Below are 16,342 nucleotides of genomic sequence, written 5' to 3' on the forward strand. Positions count from 1 at the left end.
GCAGATCCACCACAACCCACACCGATGACCGTCGCAAGGCGCACAATGCGCTCGACCCCGGTCAGAGGTGTGGGTTGCGTACGTCAGCGAGCCTGAAAGCGGCGCAGCCGAAGGCTGTTCAGCACCACGAACACCGACGAGAAGGCCATCGCCGCGCCCGCGAACATCGGGTTGAGCAGCCCGGACGCCGCCAACGGAAGTGCGGCGACGTTGTATCCGAAGGCCCAGAACAGGTTCCCGCGGATGGTCCGCAACGTCGCCCGGGACAATCGGATCGCGTCGCCGGCCAGTCGCAAGTCGCCGGACATCAACGTCAGGTCGGACGCCTCGATGGCCACGTCGGTGCCGGTACCCATGGCCAGTCCGAGGTCGGCGGCGGCGAGTGCGGCCGCGTCGTTGACCCCGTCGCCGATCATCGCCACACGAGATCCCTCGGCCTGAAGTGCGCGCACGGTGTCGACCTTGTCCTGCGGCAGGACACCCGCGATGACGCGGTCGATGCCGACGGCTGCGGCGACGGCGCGGGCCGCGCCCTCGTTGTCGCCGGTCAACAGGACCGGTGTGAGCCCGAGTCGTCGCAGGTCGGCCACCGCGGCCGCGGACGACGGCTTGACCTCGTCGGCCACCACCACCGCGCCGCGCACCGCACCGTCCCAGCCGACGACGATCGCGGTGGCGCCCGCCGACTCGGCCTCGTCGATCGCGCGGGTGACCTCCGGAGCGGCGGCCAGTCCGCGCTCCGTCGCCCATGCCGCCCGACCGGCGAGTACCTCGACACCATCGACGGTTCCGCGCACGCCCAGACCGGCGGCGTTCTCGAAGCCCTCGACCTCGGGGAGCCGTTCGAGACGCTGCGTGCCGGCGCGTGCGATGGCACGGGCGATCGGGTGTTCCGACACCGATTCGACCGCTGCGGCCCGCCGCAACACCTGGTCATCGGATACGCCCGGGGCGGCGACCACGTCGGCGACGGTCATCACGCCGGTCGTGATCGTGCCGGTCTTGTCCAGCACGACGGTGTCGATGCGGCTGGCGCGTTCGAGGACCTGCGGTCCCCGGATGAGGATCCCGAGCTGCGCGCCGCGACCGCTGCCCGCCATGAGCGCGGTGGGCGTGGCCAGGCCGAGCGCGCAAGGGCAGGCGATGATCAGCACCGCGACGGCCGCGGTGATGGCCGCGGTCAGTCCGCCGCCGGCCAGCAGCCACGCACTGAACGTCACCAGCGCGAGCACGAGCACGACCGGGACGAAGTACGCCGAGATGGCGTCGGCGAGGCGTTGCACGCCGGCCTTGCCGTTCTGCGCGTCCATGACGAGCCGGGCGATCTGCGACATCTGCGTGTCGGCACCGACGGAGGTCGCACGGACGGTGATCGTCCCGCCGCCGTTGACGGTTGCCCCGATGACCCGGTCGCCGACGGTGATGTCGACGGGCACCGACTCACCGGTGATCACGGACTGATCGACCACCGACGACCCCGAGATGACCTCGCCATCGGTGGCGATCTTCTCGCCCGGTCGGACCAGGAACCGGTCACCGACCACGAGAGTGTCTGCGCCAACCTGCTTCTCGACCGGCCCGTGCGGACCGTCGACGAGCAGCGTCGCCTCTTTCGCGCCCAGTTCGGCCAGCGCACGCATGGCGGCTCCGGCCTCCCGGGTCGACCGCGACTCCAGGTACCGACCGGCGATCAGGAAGGTCGTGACGCCCGCGGCGACCTCGAGGTAGATGTTCGCCGACGCGTCGCCCCGGGCGAGGGTGAGATCGAAGCCGTGGCGCATGCCGATCATGCCCGCCGTCCCGAAGAACAGTGCGTACAGCGACCACCCGTAGGCCGCGGTGATCCCGATCGACACGAGGGTGTCCATCGAGGTCGCGAGATGCCGCGCACCGCTGACGGTCGCACGGTGGAACGGCCAGGCGCCCCACACCACGACCGGGATGGCGAGCGCGAGTGACACCCACTGCCAGTAGTCGAACTGCCACGCGGGCACCATCGACAGGGCCACGACGGGGACGCTGAGGATCGCCGAGACGATCAACCGGCGGCGTAGATCCGTCGCCCCGGCGGAGTGGTCGTGGTCAGAAGAGCTGTGCCCGTGGGCTTCCTGCTCGACGGCGCGGTAGCCGGCGGCGGCGACCACGTCGGCGAGCTCGCCGGTGGTCACCTCGTCGGGGTGATGTACCTCGACGGTCTCGGTCGCGAAGTTGACCGATGCCTCGACACCGTCGAGCTTGTTGAGCTTGCGCTCGATCCGCGCGGCGCACGAGGTGCAGGTCATGCCCTCGAGGTCGAACACCGCGGTGCTCACGGCGCGACCAGGTCGTACCCCGCCTCGGTCACCGCGGCCGCGACAGCAGCCGGATCGATCGGGTCGGAGCTGGTGACGGAGAGCGCGCCGGTGTCGAGATCGACCTCGACACCGTCGACGCCGACGATCTCGGAGACCTCCTCGGTGACCGAGGCGACGCAGTGCGCGCATGTCATTCCGGTGACGGTGAACGTGGCGGTGCTCATGAGCGGACCAGCCGGGTGACGGCGTCCATCGCCTCGCGCACCTTGACCTGGCCCGCTTCGTCGCTCTCCTGTGCCGCGTTGATCACGCAGTGGTTCATGTGTTCCTCCAATAGTCCGAGGCTGACCGCCTGTAGCGCCTTCGTCATCGCCGTGACCTGCGTGAGGATGTCGATGCAGTAGCTCTCCTCGTCGACCATCCGCTGCAGTCCGCGCGCCTGACCCTCGATGCGGCGCAGCCGCTTGAGGTAGTCGTCCTTGCGCTGGATGTATCCGTGCGTGGCGCCGTCCATGTGGCTGTCTCCTCCGTGGTTCATACCCCTGTCCGGTATACCACCCTTGGCAGGTTTACGGTACCCCCCTACCGTATAAAGCTGCCGAGTGCCGAAGCGCCGAGGTTGGGCCGAGGCGCCCGAATCATATGTACGACGGGGGTTTTGCCCGGTTCTCGTGACGCGGGCGTGAACACCGAATTCCTTTCGGTCACGACTGTTCGTATTGCTAGTTACCTGTGCGCAGTAACTGCTAGGTTCCTCGAAACACAGAAGGTGAGGCTGGCATGACGATCAAGCGTCTGGTTCCGTTCGCGGTGGGTGTGGCGACGGTGATGGCCGTGAGCTCCGGGGTTGCGTGGGCCGCACCGGCCTCGAATGCGCCGGTGGCCCCAATTGATTCGGGTCGAGCGCAGGTGAGTCCCCGCGTGGCCCGGTCGGCGAAGGTGGGCAGTGCGCCGGCGGCACAGCGGCGGACGGTGACCGTGGCGCTGGCATCCCGCGACCCGCAGGGTCTGGCCGATTTCGATGCGGCGGTGAGTGATCCGGGGTCGCCACAGTTCCGCCGGTTCCTCACCCCGGCCGAGTTCGCGTCGCGCTTCGGGCCGTCACCGAGCGAGGTGACCACGGCCACCGACTATCTGCGCTCACACGGCCTGCAGGTCGGTGCGCTCGCCCAGGGACAGCAGACCATCTCGGCGACGGGCACCGTGGATCAGCTCGGCGCCACGTTCGGCACCGGGCTCTCGCAGTACCGCGACCCGAAAAACGGAGCCGAGTTCATCGGAGCGGACAGCTCGGCGAAGGCATCCCCCGCCGCGGCATCGGTCATCACCGACGTCTCCGGGCTCACCGACGCACCGCTCCCGGTCACTCCCCCGCCGACGGCGCAGGTACCGCAGAAGCCGAAGCTCGCACCCAATGCGGTGACGGACAAGGGCAGCGGACCCAAGGGCGGATTCACCGCGGCCGAACTGAGCAGCGCCTACGCAGCCCCGACGATCGGCGGCAACGGGGGCAGCGGACAGACCATCGCGTTGGTCGAGTTCTCCGGGTACAAGCCCGCGAACTACAAGGCGTTCGACAGCCAGTACGGCATCACCGCGCCCGCGGTACAGACGATCGACGTCGACGGCGGGCCGGCCGGCGACCTCTCGGGGCAGGGCGAGGTCGACCTCGACATCGAGGTCCTGCACTCGATCGCACCCAAGGCGACGATCCTGAACTATCAGGCACCGAACGTGGGCAACGCCGACGTGGACCTGTACTCGAAGATCGTCTCCGACAACCGCGCCTCGATCGTCTCGATCAGCTGGGGCGAGTCCGAACTGGCCGAGGGCGCCTCGGGCATCCGGGCGTTGTCGAACATCATCGCGCAGGGAGTGGCGCAGGGACAGACCTTCGTCGACGCCGCCGGTGACCACGGGTCGTCGGACCAGTGGAACTCCTCGTCACGGGACACCACCATCACCGTCGACTACCCCGCCTCCGATCCCAACGTGACCGGCGTCGGCGGCAGCCGTCTGTTCATCAACTCCACCACCGGGGCGTGGGCCAACGAGAAGGTGTGGAACGACTACGCCGCGGGCATCGACCCGTCGTTCCGAGGCGCCAGCGGTGGTGGGGTGTCCACTTACTTCGCCAAGCCGTCCTGGCAGACCGGAACCGGCGTCGACGGGGGTGCCAAGCGCCAGGTCCCCGACATCGCCGGCGTGGCCGCCGAATACCAGTTCAGCACCTACACCGAGCTGTCGGACGCCGCAGGCAACGACACCGGGGGCGGGTGGACCGCCTCGGCGGGCACCAGTGGCGCGGCTCCGCTCAACGCCGCCCTGCTCGCGCTGACCTCGGCGAAAGCCGGCGGCAAACGCTTCGGCAACATCAACCCGACGCTCTACCGGGTCGCGACGTCCACGCCGGGCGCGTTCCACGACATCACGACCGGCACCAACTCCATCACCGGCAACACCGGGGTGTACCCGACCACGGCGAGCTACGACAAGACGACCGGACTGGGTACGCCGAACAACCCCGCGTACGCCACGGCCGTCAGCGCGCCGTAGCCGCGACGTCGGACGTCAGCGCTCGTTCTCGGATCGCCGCAGGGCCTCGGCGAGTTGCGCCAACGCGGCGACCACGGCGTCGAGGGCGGCACTCACCGACGGTGCCGACGGGTGCTCGGCCGCGGTGATCTCGTCGGCACGCGCGGACGGAAACGCGTCGAGGCGGTCTGTCGGCGGCTGACCGCGGACCGCCCGGCCGCGCAGGTTGGGGATCTCGGCGATGTCGGCGACACCATGTGTGTCGGCGATGTCGCCGAGGTCGTGCTCGTGGTCGCTCTCCCGGTGCGCGCCCGTCTCGATGACGTCGTGTGCGCGGGAGGGCGCGGTCGGTGCGACGTCACCGTAGGACTCGTGCAGGTCGTGGTGGCCACCCTCGCGGTGACCGTTGTCGTCGGCGTGGTCGACGGTGACGACGTTCGACCGCGTCTGCGGATCGGACTCCTCGGCGCGACGCCGACCGGTCCCTGCGGAGGTCAGATAGCCGTTGGTCGGGGCGTACCAGTGCACGCCGCCGTGACCCTCGAAGAGCATGCACCGCGCCCCGACCCCGCCCGTGCAGGGCATCCGGTCGATCAGCGACTGTGCGTGCTGTTCGCGGTCGTTCCATTCGAGCCACAACCGGCGGTCGTACCGGGGCACGTTCTCGGCATCGGTCGCGTGATCGCCGCGATGCCCGATGCTGAGGCGGCAGCCGAGTACCCACCCGTTGTCGCTGGTATCCCCGAGTTCCGCCCGATCATTCGCACTGCATATGACCGTCGCCCAACATCCGTCGTCCACCATGACGCATTCCCCCTTGACCCTGGCGATCAGACTAGTACCGATGGGCCCGAAACCGTCGCAGAGTTCAGTGGCGCACGGTACGGCGGAACGAGTCGGCGTCGGCGTGCGCCCAGTCCCGCACCCAGTCGACCGGCGGGTCGGCGAGCAACTCGCCGTCGTCGAGCCACTCATGGATCTCCGCGTAGGACCGCTGGGTGACCGTGTCGACTCGCTTGCGCAGCATGCTCGGGTCGAGCTGGTCGGGCGATCCGATGCCCATCGACGCCATCAGCTGCATCGCCTGCTCGACGGTCGCCTGGTGGTAGCGGTGCACCCGCTCGGACTTGTCCGGTATGTCGAGGGCCCGCGCCCGGCGCGGATCCTGCGTGGCGACACCGACCGGGCAGTGGTTCGTGTGGCATCGCTGCGACTGGATGCACCCGACGGCCATCATCATCGCCCGCGCCGCGTTGGTGAAGTCGGCGCCCTGGATGAGCCGCTTGACGATGTCGCTGCCGGTCGCGACCTTCCCGCTGGCGCCGATGCGCACCGTGTCCCGCAACCCGGAGCCGACCAGCGCGTTGTGCACGGTCATCAACCCGTCGGTGAGCGGGAGGCCCACGTGATCCTCGAACTCCAGGGGCGCGGCTGCGGTACCGCCCTCGGCCCCGTCGACGATGATGAAGTCCGGGCCGTCGTTCTCGGCGATCATCGCCTTGCAGATGGCGAGGACCTCGCTGCGGTCGCCGACGCACAGTTTGATGCCGACCGGTTTGCCGCCCGAGAGTCGACGCAGCTCGGCCACGAACCGGACGAGCTGCCGCGGCGTGGAGAACGCGGAGTGATAGGCCGGGCTCACGCACTTCTCGTGTGCGGGCACACCCCGGTACTCGGCGATCTCGGCACTCACCTTCGCGGCGGGGAGCACACCACCGATCCCCGGCTTCGCGCCCTGACTGAGTTTGATCGAGATGGCCTTCACCCGGTCGTCGGTCGCCTTGTCGGCGAACGTCTTCGGGTCGAACCGTCCGTCGGCGGTACGGGCGCCGAAGTATCCCGATCCGAGTTCCCAGACGACATCGGCCCCGCCCGACAGGTGATACGGCGTCAGACCGCCCTCGCCGGTGTCGTGCGCGAAGCCGCCCGCGGCCGCGCCGCGGTTGAGGGCGGTCAGCGCGGCACCGGACAGCGCCCCGAAGCTCATCGACGACACGTTCAGCAGCGACATCGAGTAGGGCTGCGTGCAGTGCGGACCGCCGATCATCACGCGCGGCGGGGTGTCGGCGATCGGCACCGGGACGGTCGAGTGGACAAGGTGCTCGTAGCCCACCTGCTCGATGTCGCGCTCGGTGCCGAACGACAGCTCGCCGTGGATGCCCTTCGCGCGCTCGTAGATGATCGTCCGCACGTCGCGGTCGAACGGGCGCCCGTCGTAGTTGCGTTCGATGAAGTACTGCTGCAGCTCCGGGCGGATGGCCTCGAGGAGGAATCGCATGTGCCCGACCAGCGGGTAGATCCGCAACACCGAGTGCCTGCGTTGGACGAGGTCGTACACGGCGACGGCAGCCGCGGCGGCGAACAACGCACAGAAGACCCACCAGACCTGCGACGAGAACGCCGCCGCGACTGCCGCCAGCACTGCTCCCCCGACGGTGACCACCAGGACCACGAACTTCACCACGGACGACTCCCATCACAGCCCATGACGGCCCCGCCGTCCTCTCACGACAGTCCTACACCCGCTCGGCCAACGGACGGTGACGGCCCACCAGCCCCGTCCGACCCCCACACCACGCCAACGACTCTCGGGGTTCGGTGCGGCGAGACGTAGCGGGTCGGCGTCGCGCCCGCGTACCGTCGAGGACAGGTTGGGTTGCCATGGACAGTTGCTTCCTAGCCCGATCCGATCGCGGTGGTGGGAGTCAACCGGTGTCAAGCAGAGCGCGCCCCCACCATTCGCCCTCCACGCACGGCGTGGATCCGGCTGTGCCTGATCGCGTACGGTCGAAGATGCCAGTTCAGACCGCTGCTGCGCACACGTCCTCGGTCACCCTCACCGCACCACGCGGCCTGTGAGTCCGACGACGAACGCGAACACACCCGATCTGCACTGTGAAGGGTTGCATCACTGATGACCGACGTCGGCTACTTCCTGTCGTGCGAGCAGTACGGCCCCAAAGAACTCATCGAGCAGGCCCGGATGGCCGAGGCCGCCGGTTTCACCCGCCTCTGGATCTCCGACCACTTCCACCCGTGGAACTCCGAGCAGGGCCAGAGCCCGTTCGTGTGGGGTGTTCTCGGCGCGCTGTCGGAGGTCACCTCACTGCCCGTCACGACGGCGGTCACGTGTCCCACGATCCGCATCCACCCCGCGATCCTCGCGCAGGCCGTCGCCACGGCCGCGGTGCAACTCGACAACCGGTTCGTCTTCGGGGTCGGCAGCGGTGAGGCACTCAACGAGCACGTGCTCGGCGACCTCTGGCCGTCGCCGGGGGTGCGCCTCGAGATGCTCGAGGAGGCCATCGACGTGATCCGACTGCTGCACGGCGGCAAGGAGATCAGCCACCACGGCAAGCACTACGAGGTCCAGGAGGCGCAGATCTACACGCTGCCCACCGAGACCGTCCCCATCTACGTCTCCGGGTTCGGGCCGCAGGCCGCCGAGCTGGCCGGCCGCATCGGTGACGGCTTCTGCACGGTCACGCCGGACAAGGAGTCGATCGAGGTGTTCCGGTCGAGTGGCGGTGGTTCGAAGCCGGTGCAGGCGGGCACGAAGGTCTGCTGGGACACCGACTCCGACCGCGCGCTCGACACCGCCCACCGGCTCTGGTCCAACGACGCCCTGCCGGGTCAGCTCGCGCAGATCCTGCCCCGTCCGCGGGACTTCGAGAGCGTCGCCGGCCTGGTCCCGAAGGCGGACATCGCCGAGACGATCACATGCAACGCCGATCCCGACGCCCACCTCACGCAGCTGCGGCAGTACGTCGACGCCGGCGTCGACGAGATCTACGTCCAACAGATAGGACCCGACATGCAGGGCTTCTTCGATGCCTACCGCGATCACATCCTCCCGGCGCTGTCATGACGCTGACGACGAACGCGCCCGCGCACGTGACCTCCGACCCGGCCCTGCCCGCCCCCGACGGACCGCTGTCGACCGCGATCGTCGATGCGCTGGCCTCCGGTGTAGTCGACGGCTCGGTGCTGACCGATGTCGTTGTCGGTGAGGCAGATCCGTACGGCCGCGACCTCCAGCTGGCCCTGTACGTCTGCTACGAACTGCACTACCGCGGGTTCGCCGACGTGAGCGACGAGTGGGAGTGGCAACCGGACCTCCTCCGCCTCCGCGCGCACATGGAGGCCGCCTTCCGCACCGCCCTGGACTCCGACATCGGCGACGTCGGATCGGACAGCGTTGTCGCCGAGATGGATTCGCTGTCGATCGAACCGATCGACGGTGATGGCCCGTCGTACTTCCTGCGCGACACCGCCACCTGGGATCAGATGCGCGAGTACCTCGCGCTGCGGTCGATCTACCACCTCAAGGAAGCCGATCCGCACGCCTGGGCCATCCCGCGGCTCACCGGGCAGGCCAAGGCCTCCTACGTGGCCGTCGAGTTCGACGAGTACGGCGGCGGGCGCGGGGATCGCGTGCACCAGCAGTTGTTCGCCGACCTGATGGTGGCGGCCGAACTGAACGCCGACTACCTCGGATATCTCGATGCCGCACCGGCGCAGGCTCTCGCCACGGTCAACCTGATGTCGATGTTCGGTCTGCACCGCTCGTCGCGCGGCGCGACCGTCGGACACCTGGCGGCCACCGAGATCACGTCCTCACCGGGAGCACAGCGGTTGGCCGACGCACTGGTCCGCCTGGAGGCGCCGGATGCGTGCGTCGGTTTCTACCGTGAGCACGTCGAGGCCGACGCCGTGCACGAGCAGGTGCTTCGGACCGACGTGGTCGGGGCGCTCGTCGAGGCCGACCCGAGTGTCGAGGCCGACGTGGTGTTCGGCATCCGCGCGTTCAACCTCGTGGAGGACCGCCTCGCCGATCTCGTCATGACGCGGTGGGCCGCAGGCGAATCGGCGATGCTCCGTCCCCTGTGAGACCCTCGCAGCCGAGATCCACCGTCGGGGGGGCTCAGCTGCGAGACCTCACTCTGCTGTGCGCGCCCGCTTGCGATGGCTGGTGTCGCACAGCGGATAGGTCTTGCTGCGTCGACAGGCGCAGATGGCGACCATGAACCGGTCTGAGGCGACGGTGGATCCGTCGGGCATCTCGATGTCCACCGGGCCCTGGACCATGATCGGCCCGCCCTGCACCACGCGCACGGCGCGACGGTCGCTGTCGCTCACCTCTTCGTCGCCAGGATGACGACCAGCGTCTCTTCGTGGCAGCCCTCGTCCATCAAACCCTTCTCGTGCATCCACGTGGCCCGCGATTTCATCACCGGGCCGAACTCGACGCGCTGCTCGGCGATCACCTCGGCGTCCATACCGACGCGGCGCAGGGCGTCCACCGTCTGCGCGGTCCCGGAGTACTCGGACTGAACGACCAACAGAGTTCCGTTGGCGGTCAACAGGTCCGGGGCGGCCGCGCACAACGGGTCGAGAACCAGTCGGCCGTCCACACTGGCGTCCCATGCCTGCGTGGGCCCGGTCAGCGGCGTCACCTGATCCTCGATGGCCGGCGCGGGCACGTACGGCGGATTGCACACCACCACGTCGTACGGTCCGGCCGCCAGGGCCTCGGGGAACGACCCCACGAGCACGTCGACGTCGAGGCCGGCTGCAGCGGCGTTGTCTGCGGCGCAGCGCGCTGCGTTGGGGCACAGGTCGACCGCGGTGACCGCGGCGGCACCGGAACCGGCCGCGGCGATGGCCACGACACCGCTGCCGGTGCAGAAGTCGAGCACGGTCTTGTCGACCACGCCGCCGGGAAGTGCGTTCATCTGCTCGATCAGCAGGTGCGAGTCCTCTTGGGGTGCATAGACGTCGTCGCCGGTCACGATGGTCGGCGAGATCGGGGCTGCGGAGAGTGTCACAGGGGACCACCCATCAGTAGTGGGGGAGATTTCCGTACCTGCTGATGGCTCAACGTGGTTGGTCGATCGTCTCCACTGTGCCACACCGCTGGCTCCGATTCACAGAAGTCAGCGCGTATCGTGGAGAGATGCACGCAATCATGGACGGACCGTTGGCGCGACTGGACTCGTGGGAGCCCGGCGACCGTTGCTCGATCGTCCGGGCACTCGAAGTGGTGGGCACCCGGACCGCCCTGCTGATCCTACGTGAGGCGTACTACGGCACAACCCGTTTCGACGGTTTCGCCCGTCGGGTCGGCATCACCGACGCCGCCGCCTCGACCCGGCTGCGTGAGCTGGTCGCGCACGGATTGCTGACCAAGTCCCCCTACCAACAGCCTGGTCGGCGTACCCGCTTCGAATACCTGCTCACCGAGAAGGGCACCGACATGCTGCCCGTCGTCCTGGGACTCATGCAGTGGGGCGACAAGTACCTGCAGCCCGACGGGGCACCGCTGCAGGTCGTCGCCGACGCCGACGGCGACCCTCTCCAGGTGGCCGTGACCTCGACCGACACGGCCGCGGTGCCGCTCGACGGTGTGCGTATCCGGGTTGCGCAGGAGTCCGACGCCCCGTAGGAGTAGGGCTAGAAGCCGAGATCGCGGCCGATGATGTCCTTCATGATCTCGGTGGTGCCGCCGTAGATCGTCTCGATCCGGACGTCGGCGTAGATGCGTGAGATCGGGTACTCGGCCATGTAGCCGTACCCGCCGTGCAGCTGCAGGCAGGTGTCGACGATGCGCTTGGCCAGCTCGGTGCACCACCACTTCGCCTTCGACGCGTCCACCGCGGTCAGCTCGCCGTCGACGGCACCCTGGATGCAGCGGTCGACGAACGCCTGGGCGATGTCGAGTTCGGTGGCGATCTCGGCGATCTTGTGGCGGTTGGCCTGGAACGACCCGACCGACTGGCCGAACGCTTTGCGCTCGGCGACGTAGACCAGTGTGTCCTCGAACGCTTTGCGCGCACCGGCAACTGCGCCCACACCGATCGCGAGCCGCTCGGACGGCAGGTTGTGCATCAGGTGGTAGAAGCCCTTGTTGACCTCACCGATGACATTGGCGGCGGGCACACGCACGTTGGTGAAGCTCAGCTCCGCGGTGTCCTGGGCGTGCTGGCCGAGCTTGTCGAGGTTGCGACCGCGTTCGAAGCCCTCCATGCCACGTTCGACGCCGAGCAGGGTGAAGCCCTTGTGCCCGGCCTCGGGATCGGTTCGGGTGACGACGATGACCAGGTCGGCGTTGATGCCGCACGAGATGAACGTCTTGGCGCCGTTGAGAACCCAGTGGTCCCCGTCGAGGACCGCGGAGGTCTTGATGCCGGCGAGGTCGCTGCCCGCGCCGGGCTCGGTCATCGCGATCGCGCCGATGATCTCGCCGGAGGCGAAGCCGGGCAGCCAGCGCTCCTTCTGCTCGTCACTGCACAGCTTCTTGAGGTAGGGGCCGATGACGTCGTTCTGCAGCGTGAAAGCCGGTGCGCGCGAACCGAACTTGGCCATCTCCTCGATGACGACGGCGTTGAAGCGGAAGTCGTCGATGTCGGATCCGCCGAACTCCTCGGGCATGTAGAAACCGACCAGGCCGGCCTCGCCCGCCTTCTTGAAGGCCTCGCGGTCGATGATGCCGTCGCGCTCCCACTGCTCTGCGTACGGAGCGATCTCGCGCTCGACGAACGCCTTGGCGGAGGCGCGCAACTGCTCGTGCTCGGATTCGAAGATCAGACGCTTCATCGTTGGATCACCTTCACATCGTGGCTGCGGGCACGGCTACACCGAGCGCTCGCTCTGTCCGCCTCACGGTACGCCGATGACACAGTTTCTGACAATCGTTTCAGGTTCGTGACGCCCCGCCGACGCCGCCACGCGCCCACCCTCGACAGCAGCGTCGGGGCGGCCTTTAAGGTACTTACAGACCAGAACGAACGAGTTCGGTAGTCGAGACAGGTGAGGGGGCCGGTCCGCGATGCGTCGATGGGATCGCCGGTCGGTGTTCGTGGCGCTCGTCTCCGTCGCCGCACTCCTGGCGGGCGCGTGTGCCACCTCGCCGACGCAGCCGAGCGGCACGGACGGTTCGACGACGTCGCTGTCGGTGTCGCCTGCCGCGGCGCGTCCCGTGGAGTTGCCCCGGGGCGGGCGCACCGTGTTCCCCCGTTTCCGGATGGTCGCTCTCTACGGTGCCGCCGATGGTGGTGGTCTGGGCGCGCTCGGTCTCGGCACCCCGGACGACGCCGCCCGCCGCCTCGAGCAGCAGGCCGACACCTACGCGCGGCCCGATCGGCCCGTCCTGCCCGTCATGGAGCTGATCGTGACCATCGCCGATCCGTCTCCGGGGCCGGACGGGTGCTTCGCCCACCCGACGAACCTGGATGACGGATGGAGGTACCTGCGAGCGGCACGTGCGCACCGCCAGATGCTCGTCCTCGACATCCAACCGGGACGGTGCGACTTCCTGAACCAGACGCGGCGGTGGCAGCCGCTGCTCGACCAGCCCGACGTCGGACTGGCCCTCGACGCCGAGTGGCGGATGCCCGCAGGCGCCGTTCCCGGTCAGCAGATCGGGACCGTGAGCGCGACCGAGATCAACACGGTCACGTCGTGGCTCGCGGACCTCACACGGCGCCGGGCTCTCCCGCAGAAGCCGGTACTGCTGCACCAGTTCACCCCGGACATGATCACCGATCGCGATGCCCTGGCCTCGCCTCCGGAACTCGCCGTCATCAGCCACACCGACGGGTTCGGGTCCATTCCCGACAAGACCACGAAATACCGCGCGCTCAACAACCCGCGGCTGCACACGGGGTTCAAGCTCTTCTACACCGAGGACAAGCCATTGATGAGCCCGACGCAGGTGCTCGGTCTGCAACCGCCTCCGGATTTCATCAGCTACCAGTAGCGGCGTCGCCTCTTCCGCGATGTCGGAGCGGGGTCCTATCCTCGCTCCATGTCCGATTCGGTTCCCGTTCCCGCCGTCTCGTGGAGCGACTTCGTCGACGCCGCCCCGACCGTGTCCGAGGTATTCCGCCGCCGGCATGCCTCCGCGGCCAACCTGGTCATGTTGGCGACCGTGCGTGCCGACGGTTCCCCGCGCATCAGCCCGGTCGAGCCGCGTGAGTTCGAGGGCAGGCTCTGGATCGTGGGCATGCCCGACACCACGAAGTTCCGCGACCTCGGTCGAGACCCGCGTTTCTGTCTGCACACCGCGACGGTGGACAGCCAGGTCTCCGACGGCGACGCGAAGCTGTTCGGTCGCGTCGTCGATGTTCCCGATTCCGCTCTGCACCAACGTTTCGCGCAGATGATCTTCGACGACATCGGGCTCGATCTGCGCGGCCAGACGTTCGACCACTTCTACTCGGCCGAGATCACGGGAGCGTCCTCGGTCGCGATCGTCAGCGGAGACGACGGCCCTGATCGCATGGAGGTCACCGTGTGGACGCCGGGAAGTGGGGAACGCGTCGTCGTCAAACACTGACCGGCACACGACGCCGGGTGGCCACAACCGAAGTCGGCGGAGTCTCGGATTGCATCCGTCGGCGAGCGCCCGGGGTCCTTTGACTGCTCGGCAAACGTGCTCTACCGAGGCGGTTTCGCTCTGCTCTCAGTCGGCGTGGCGGGATGCCGTCACGTGGAGAGCAACCGTCCGACCTCGTCACCTACCTGTTGGATCTGTGTGAACTCTTGCTTGGATCCTCGAGCCTCGATGCTCGCGCCGCTGGTGCTGTGTATCGAGACCGCATTCCCATACGCACCGAGGAACCACAGCACCGCGGCCCCGAGAAGGACCAGTCCGACGAGAATCGCGATCGCGCCGATCGCCCCTCCGAAACCGGATCCGCTGGTGATGATCACGAACCCGAACAATGCAGCCACGAGTGCTTTCATGACCTCGCTCGTGGAGGTCCTGGTGCCGGCCGCCACCAAAGAGACGTGGCGGAGTGGGATTTCACGCTTGGCGTATCCGTGCTCGATGAATCCGAATATCACGTGGGGGTGATGAACCAGGACCCGCCTGTCGGTGACGACGAGGGTCGTCTTGATGTGCTTGAGGATCAGGTGCGGCGTGAACGATGCCTCGTAGCGGACGTGCTCGTCGGGGAGGATTCCCGCGAAAGATGGTTGGCTCATGGTGCTCCCGGTTTCTGGTGTCGGAACGGTTGTGGTTCGGTCAATCGATGTAGACGGTTGTGCCCTCGGGAGATGCGGTGCGACTGATCCTCTTCGCGAGACAGTGGTCACGGTCGAAACCTTGAGAGCGGCACCATCCGACTGCAGTCGGAGCATCGATGAAGGATTGGGCGGTGATCGTGACCAGGAAACCCGGTGATGTGAACACACTCCAGTCGTCGCTCTGCAACAGCCTCGCTCCATCGAATCTGGCTGCGAACGAGGAGAACTCCTCGAGGATCGACCTGCTGTCCCACGTACGACCCTCGGCGACGAGGCCGACCCGCTTCGAGCTCAGTTGCGCCACCCAGCGCCCCTCGACCTGCGAGGCGACAACATCGCGATCCGCAGTGACCCGGTCGAGGAGTCCCGCGGATGCCGCGGACTCGGTGTCGACCCCAGAGGGCTCGAGAGGACTTGCGGCCGTCAATCGGATGCCGCCTGTATCGACATTCATCTGCGTCGTGGTCCGCGGACCCGACTGCGTGACCGTGACGTCGAACGACTGTGCATCGACGTCCGTACTCGGTACATCGAAATAGGATCCAGGAGGAAAGACGAGGTCTGTTCGACGCGGATCTCCATTCAAGGCAACTGGATTCGTGGAGAGATCGAATGACGCGGCCGCTATCAGGCGTGAACCCATCGTCACAACCACGCCGGTCTGATTCGACGACAGGATGTCACCTCCGGAGCACGGCGTGAATATAGTCGCCCCCAGGGTCAGTCCGTCCCCGCCTGGCGTGATCGTCATCGGCGTGATCACCGGTTCCGCGCTGCACGTTCCCACGGTCGAGGCGGTCACCTCTTGACCGTCGGCGCCGCCGACCGAGTCCGCCCCCGGTGCCGAGGCGACCGCGTCTGAACGCCACGGCGGTGCGGTGACGAGCCACCATCCTCCCGCGGCCACGGCGACCGCCACGACCATGACCGATGCCACGACGATCAGGCGTCGACGCATTGCATCATCGCGATCAGTCACCGGCCACTCGCCGCGGACGGGGCCGCTGTGGTGCGCGGGTACCGGGTCCACGGGGGCTGGGGGAGCAGGGACTGCCGCAGCACGGGCAGACTTCACGAGCGATATCGGTACGGGCACCTCAGCGGGCGATTGTGTCTGTGGCGCGGCAGCATTCATGGGCCGCCAGGTCATCCAGTCGAGAGCGAGTCCGCTCTGCCACGGACGAGAACCCATTGCTGACACCGGACCTCGCAATCGACAGCCGGAGGCGGGCGCGCGAATCCGGAGCTCTTTTTGTAGCAGCTGCACTACGCGTGCGGTGTCCCACGTTTGAACCACTTTCGTCCCAGCGCACGACGTCGACCCCACGGACAGTCGTGGTAGGGCTGCATCCTTGAGACGTTCAACCTCGCGAGCGAGCGATCCGGCTACGCACGGGCTACGCGGCCGACCTCACGTCTGAACCGGTCACGCCGCGGCGGGTCTGCCCACGGGCGTCCACGGGTCGCGACCTTGCGCCATT

16 protein-coding genes are annotated in these 16,342 nt (G+C 67.9%); 6 read left to right on the forward strand and 10 right to left on the reverse strand.

Annotated features, from left to right (window positions below; all coding sequences use genetic code 11):
* Window positions 1-83 precede the first annotated feature (83 nt).
* The 3 genes from LX13_RS08520 to LX13_RS08530 are packed head-to-tail and all read right to left on the reverse strand — an operon-like array spanning window position 84 to window position 2,808.
* Entirely contained in the window at window positions 84-2,312 is a 2,229-nt protein-coding gene (locus tag LX13_RS08520; protein ID WP_308214720.1) for a heavy metal translocating P-type ATPase, read from the reverse strand.
* Entirely contained in the window at window positions 2,309-2,518 is a 210-nt protein-coding gene (locus LX13_RS08525) for a heavy-metal-associated domain-containing protein (RefSeq protein ID WP_253660911.1), read from the reverse strand. The genes LX13_RS08520 and LX13_RS08525 overlap by 4 nt, the downstream gene beginning before the upstream one ends.
* Window positions 2,515-2,808 (reverse strand): metal-sensitive transcriptional regulator, encoded by a 294-nt coding sequence (locus LX13_RS08530; RefSeq protein ID WP_253660912.1) that lies wholly within the window; start codon window positions 2,806-2,808, stop codon window positions 2,515-2,517. Before LX13_RS08530 ends, LX13_RS08525 begins: the two co-directional genes overlap by 4 nt.
* Window positions 2,809-3,074: 266 nt before the next feature.
* On the opposite strand from LX13_RS08530, the gene LX13_RS08535 reads away from it, so the two are divergent.
* Window positions 3,075-4,850, forward strand: coding sequence for a S53 family peptidase (locus LX13_RS08535; RefSeq protein ID WP_253660913.1), 1,776 nt, complete (start codon window positions 3,075-3,077; stop codon window positions 4,848-4,850).
* 15 nt (window positions 4,851-4,865) lie between these two features.
* Here LX13_RS08535 and LX13_RS08540 read toward each other — a convergent pair whose 3' ends face one another.
* Together LX13_RS08540 and LX13_RS08545 are read right to left on the reverse strand one after the other, a co-directional pair.
* Entirely contained in the window at window positions 4,866-5,489 is a 624-nt protein-coding gene (locus LX13_RS08540; protein WP_253660914.1) for a hypothetical protein, read from the reverse strand.
* Between the two features lie 208 nt (window positions 5,490-5,697).
* The gene (locus tag LX13_RS08545) at window positions 5,698-7,293 is read right to left on the reverse strand and encodes an FMN-binding glutamate synthase family protein (RefSeq protein WP_253660915.1); all 1,596 of its coding nucleotides are present in this window, start codon (window positions 7,291-7,293) and stop codon (window positions 5,698-5,700) included.
* A 450-nt stretch (window positions 7,294-7,743) separates the two neighbouring features.
* On the opposite strand from LX13_RS08545, the gene LX13_RS08550 reads away from it, so the two are divergent.
* Entirely contained in the window at window positions 7,744-8,697 is a 954-nt protein-coding gene (locus LX13_RS08550) for a TIGR03557 family F420-dependent LLM class oxidoreductase (protein ID WP_253660916.1), read from the forward strand.
* On the forward strand, window positions 8,694-9,719 hold the full coding sequence (locus tag LX13_RS08555) for an iron-containing redox enzyme family protein (protein ID WP_253660917.1): 1,026 nt from the start codon (window positions 8,694-8,696) through the stop codon (window positions 9,717-9,719). The genes LX13_RS08550 and LX13_RS08555 overlap by 4 nt, the downstream gene beginning before the upstream one ends.
* 48 nt (window positions 9,720-9,767) lie before the next feature.
* On the opposite strand, the gene LX13_RS08560 is transcribed toward LX13_RS08555, so the two are convergent.
* Both LX13_RS08560 and LX13_RS08565 read right to left on the reverse strand, forming a co-directional pair.
* Window positions 9,768-9,917, reverse strand: a complete 150-nt coding sequence (locus LX13_RS08560) for a CDGSH iron-sulfur domain-containing protein (protein ID WP_301301055.1) — start codon at window positions 9,915-9,917, stop codon at window positions 9,768-9,770.
* Between the two features lie 47 nt (window positions 9,918-9,964).
* Complete coding sequence (locus LX13_RS08565) at window positions 9,965-10,657, reverse strand: HemK2/MTQ2 family protein methyltransferase (RefSeq protein ID WP_308214721.1); 693 nt, start codon at window positions 10,655-10,657, stop codon at window positions 9,965-9,967.
* A 128-nt stretch (window positions 10,658-10,785) separates the two neighbouring features.
* Between LX13_RS08565 and LX13_RS08570 the strand changes: the two genes are divergently transcribed.
* A complete protein-coding gene (locus LX13_RS08570) occupies window positions 10,786-11,274 on the forward strand; it encodes a winged helix-turn-helix transcriptional regulator (RefSeq protein WP_253660919.1) in 489 nt (162 codons plus the stop codon).
* A gap of 8 nt (window positions 11,275-11,282) precedes the next feature.
* Here the strand turns inward: LX13_RS08570 and LX13_RS08575 are convergent, their stop codons facing one another.
* Window positions 11,283-12,425 (reverse strand): acyl-CoA dehydrogenase family protein, encoded by a 1,143-nt coding sequence (locus tag LX13_RS08575; RefSeq protein ID WP_253660920.1) that lies wholly within the window; start codon window positions 12,423-12,425, stop codon window positions 11,283-11,285.
* Window positions 12,426-12,657: 232 nt separating this feature from the next.
* Here LX13_RS08575 and LX13_RS08580 point away from each other — a divergent pair, with 232 nt between their 5' ends.
* Both LX13_RS08580 and LX13_RS08585 read left to right on the forward strand, forming a co-directional pair.
* Window positions 12,658-13,587: a hypothetical protein gene (locus LX13_RS08580; RefSeq protein ID WP_253660921.1), complete on the forward strand. Its 930-nt coding sequence runs from the start codon at window positions 12,658-12,660 to the stop codon at window positions 13,585-13,587.
* 48 nt (window positions 13,588-13,635) lie between these two features.
* Window positions 13,636-14,166 (forward strand): pyridoxamine 5'-phosphate oxidase family protein, encoded by a 531-nt coding sequence (locus tag LX13_RS08585; RefSeq protein ID WP_253660922.1) that lies wholly within the window; start codon window positions 13,636-13,638, stop codon window positions 14,164-14,166.
* 149 nt (window positions 14,167-14,315) lie between these two features.
* On the opposite strand, the gene LX13_RS08590 is transcribed toward LX13_RS08585, so the two are convergent.
* Both LX13_RS08590 and LX13_RS08595 read right to left on the reverse strand, forming a co-directional pair.
* Entirely contained in the window at window positions 14,316-14,819 is a 504-nt protein-coding gene (locus LX13_RS08590) for a hypothetical protein (RefSeq protein ID WP_253660923.1), read from the reverse strand.
* Window positions 14,820-14,859: 40 nt separating this feature from the next.
* Window positions 14,860-15,891 carry a hypothetical protein gene (locus LX13_RS08595; RefSeq protein WP_253660924.1) on the reverse strand — a complete coding sequence of 344 codons (1,032 nt, stop codon included), beginning with the start codon at window positions 15,889-15,891 and terminating at the stop codon, window positions 14,860-14,862.
* Window positions 15,892-16,342 lie beyond the last annotated feature (451 nt).

This window comes from Williamsia maris (assembly GCF_024171815.1).
In the GTDB taxonomy this organism is placed as follows: domain Bacteria; phylum Actinomycetota; class Actinomycetes; order Mycobacteriales; family Mycobacteriaceae; genus Williamsia_A; species Williamsia_A maris.

Coding starts and splice junctions, on each gene's coding strand:
- LX13_RS08580 (WP_253660921.1), top strand. CDS start 12,658: ATGCGTCGATGGGATCGCCGGTCGGTGTTCGTGGCGCTCGTCTCCGTC.
- LX13_RS08550 (WP_253660916.1), top strand. CDS start 7,744: ATGACCGACGTCGGCTACTTCCTGTCGTGCGAGCAGTACGGCCCCAAA.
- LX13_RS08555 (WP_253660917.1), top strand. CDS start 8,694: ATGACGCTGACGACGAACGCGCCCGCGCACGTGACCTCCGACCCGGCC.
- LX13_RS08525 (WP_253660911.1), bottom strand. CDS start 2,518: ATGAGCACCGCCACGTTCACCGTCACCGGAATGACATGCGCGCACTGC.
- LX13_RS08530 (WP_253660912.1), bottom strand. CDS start 2,808: ATGGACGGCGCCACGCACGGATACATCCAGCGCAAGGACGACTACCTC.
- LX13_RS08570 (WP_253660919.1), top strand. CDS start 10,786: ATGCACGCAATCATGGACGGACCGTTGGCGCGACTGGACTCGTGGGAG.
- LX13_RS08585 (WP_253660922.1), top strand. CDS start 13,636: ATGTCCGATTCGGTTCCCGTTCCCGCCGTCTCGTGGAGCGACTTCGTC.
- LX13_RS08575 (WP_253660920.1), bottom strand. CDS start 12,425: ATGAAGCGTCTGATCTTCGAATCCGAGCACGAGCAGTTGCGCGCCTCC.
- LX13_RS08590 (WP_253660923.1), bottom strand. CDS start 14,819: ATGAGCCAACCATCTTTCGCGGGAATCCTCCCCGACGAGCACGTCCGC.
- LX13_RS08535 (WP_253660913.1), top strand. CDS start 3,075: ATGACGATCAAGCGTCTGGTTCCGTTCGCGGTGGGTGTGGCGACGGTG.
- LX13_RS08560 (WP_301301055.1), bottom strand. CDS start 9,917: ATGGTCCAGGGCCCGGTGGACATCGAGATGCCCGACGGATCCACCGTC.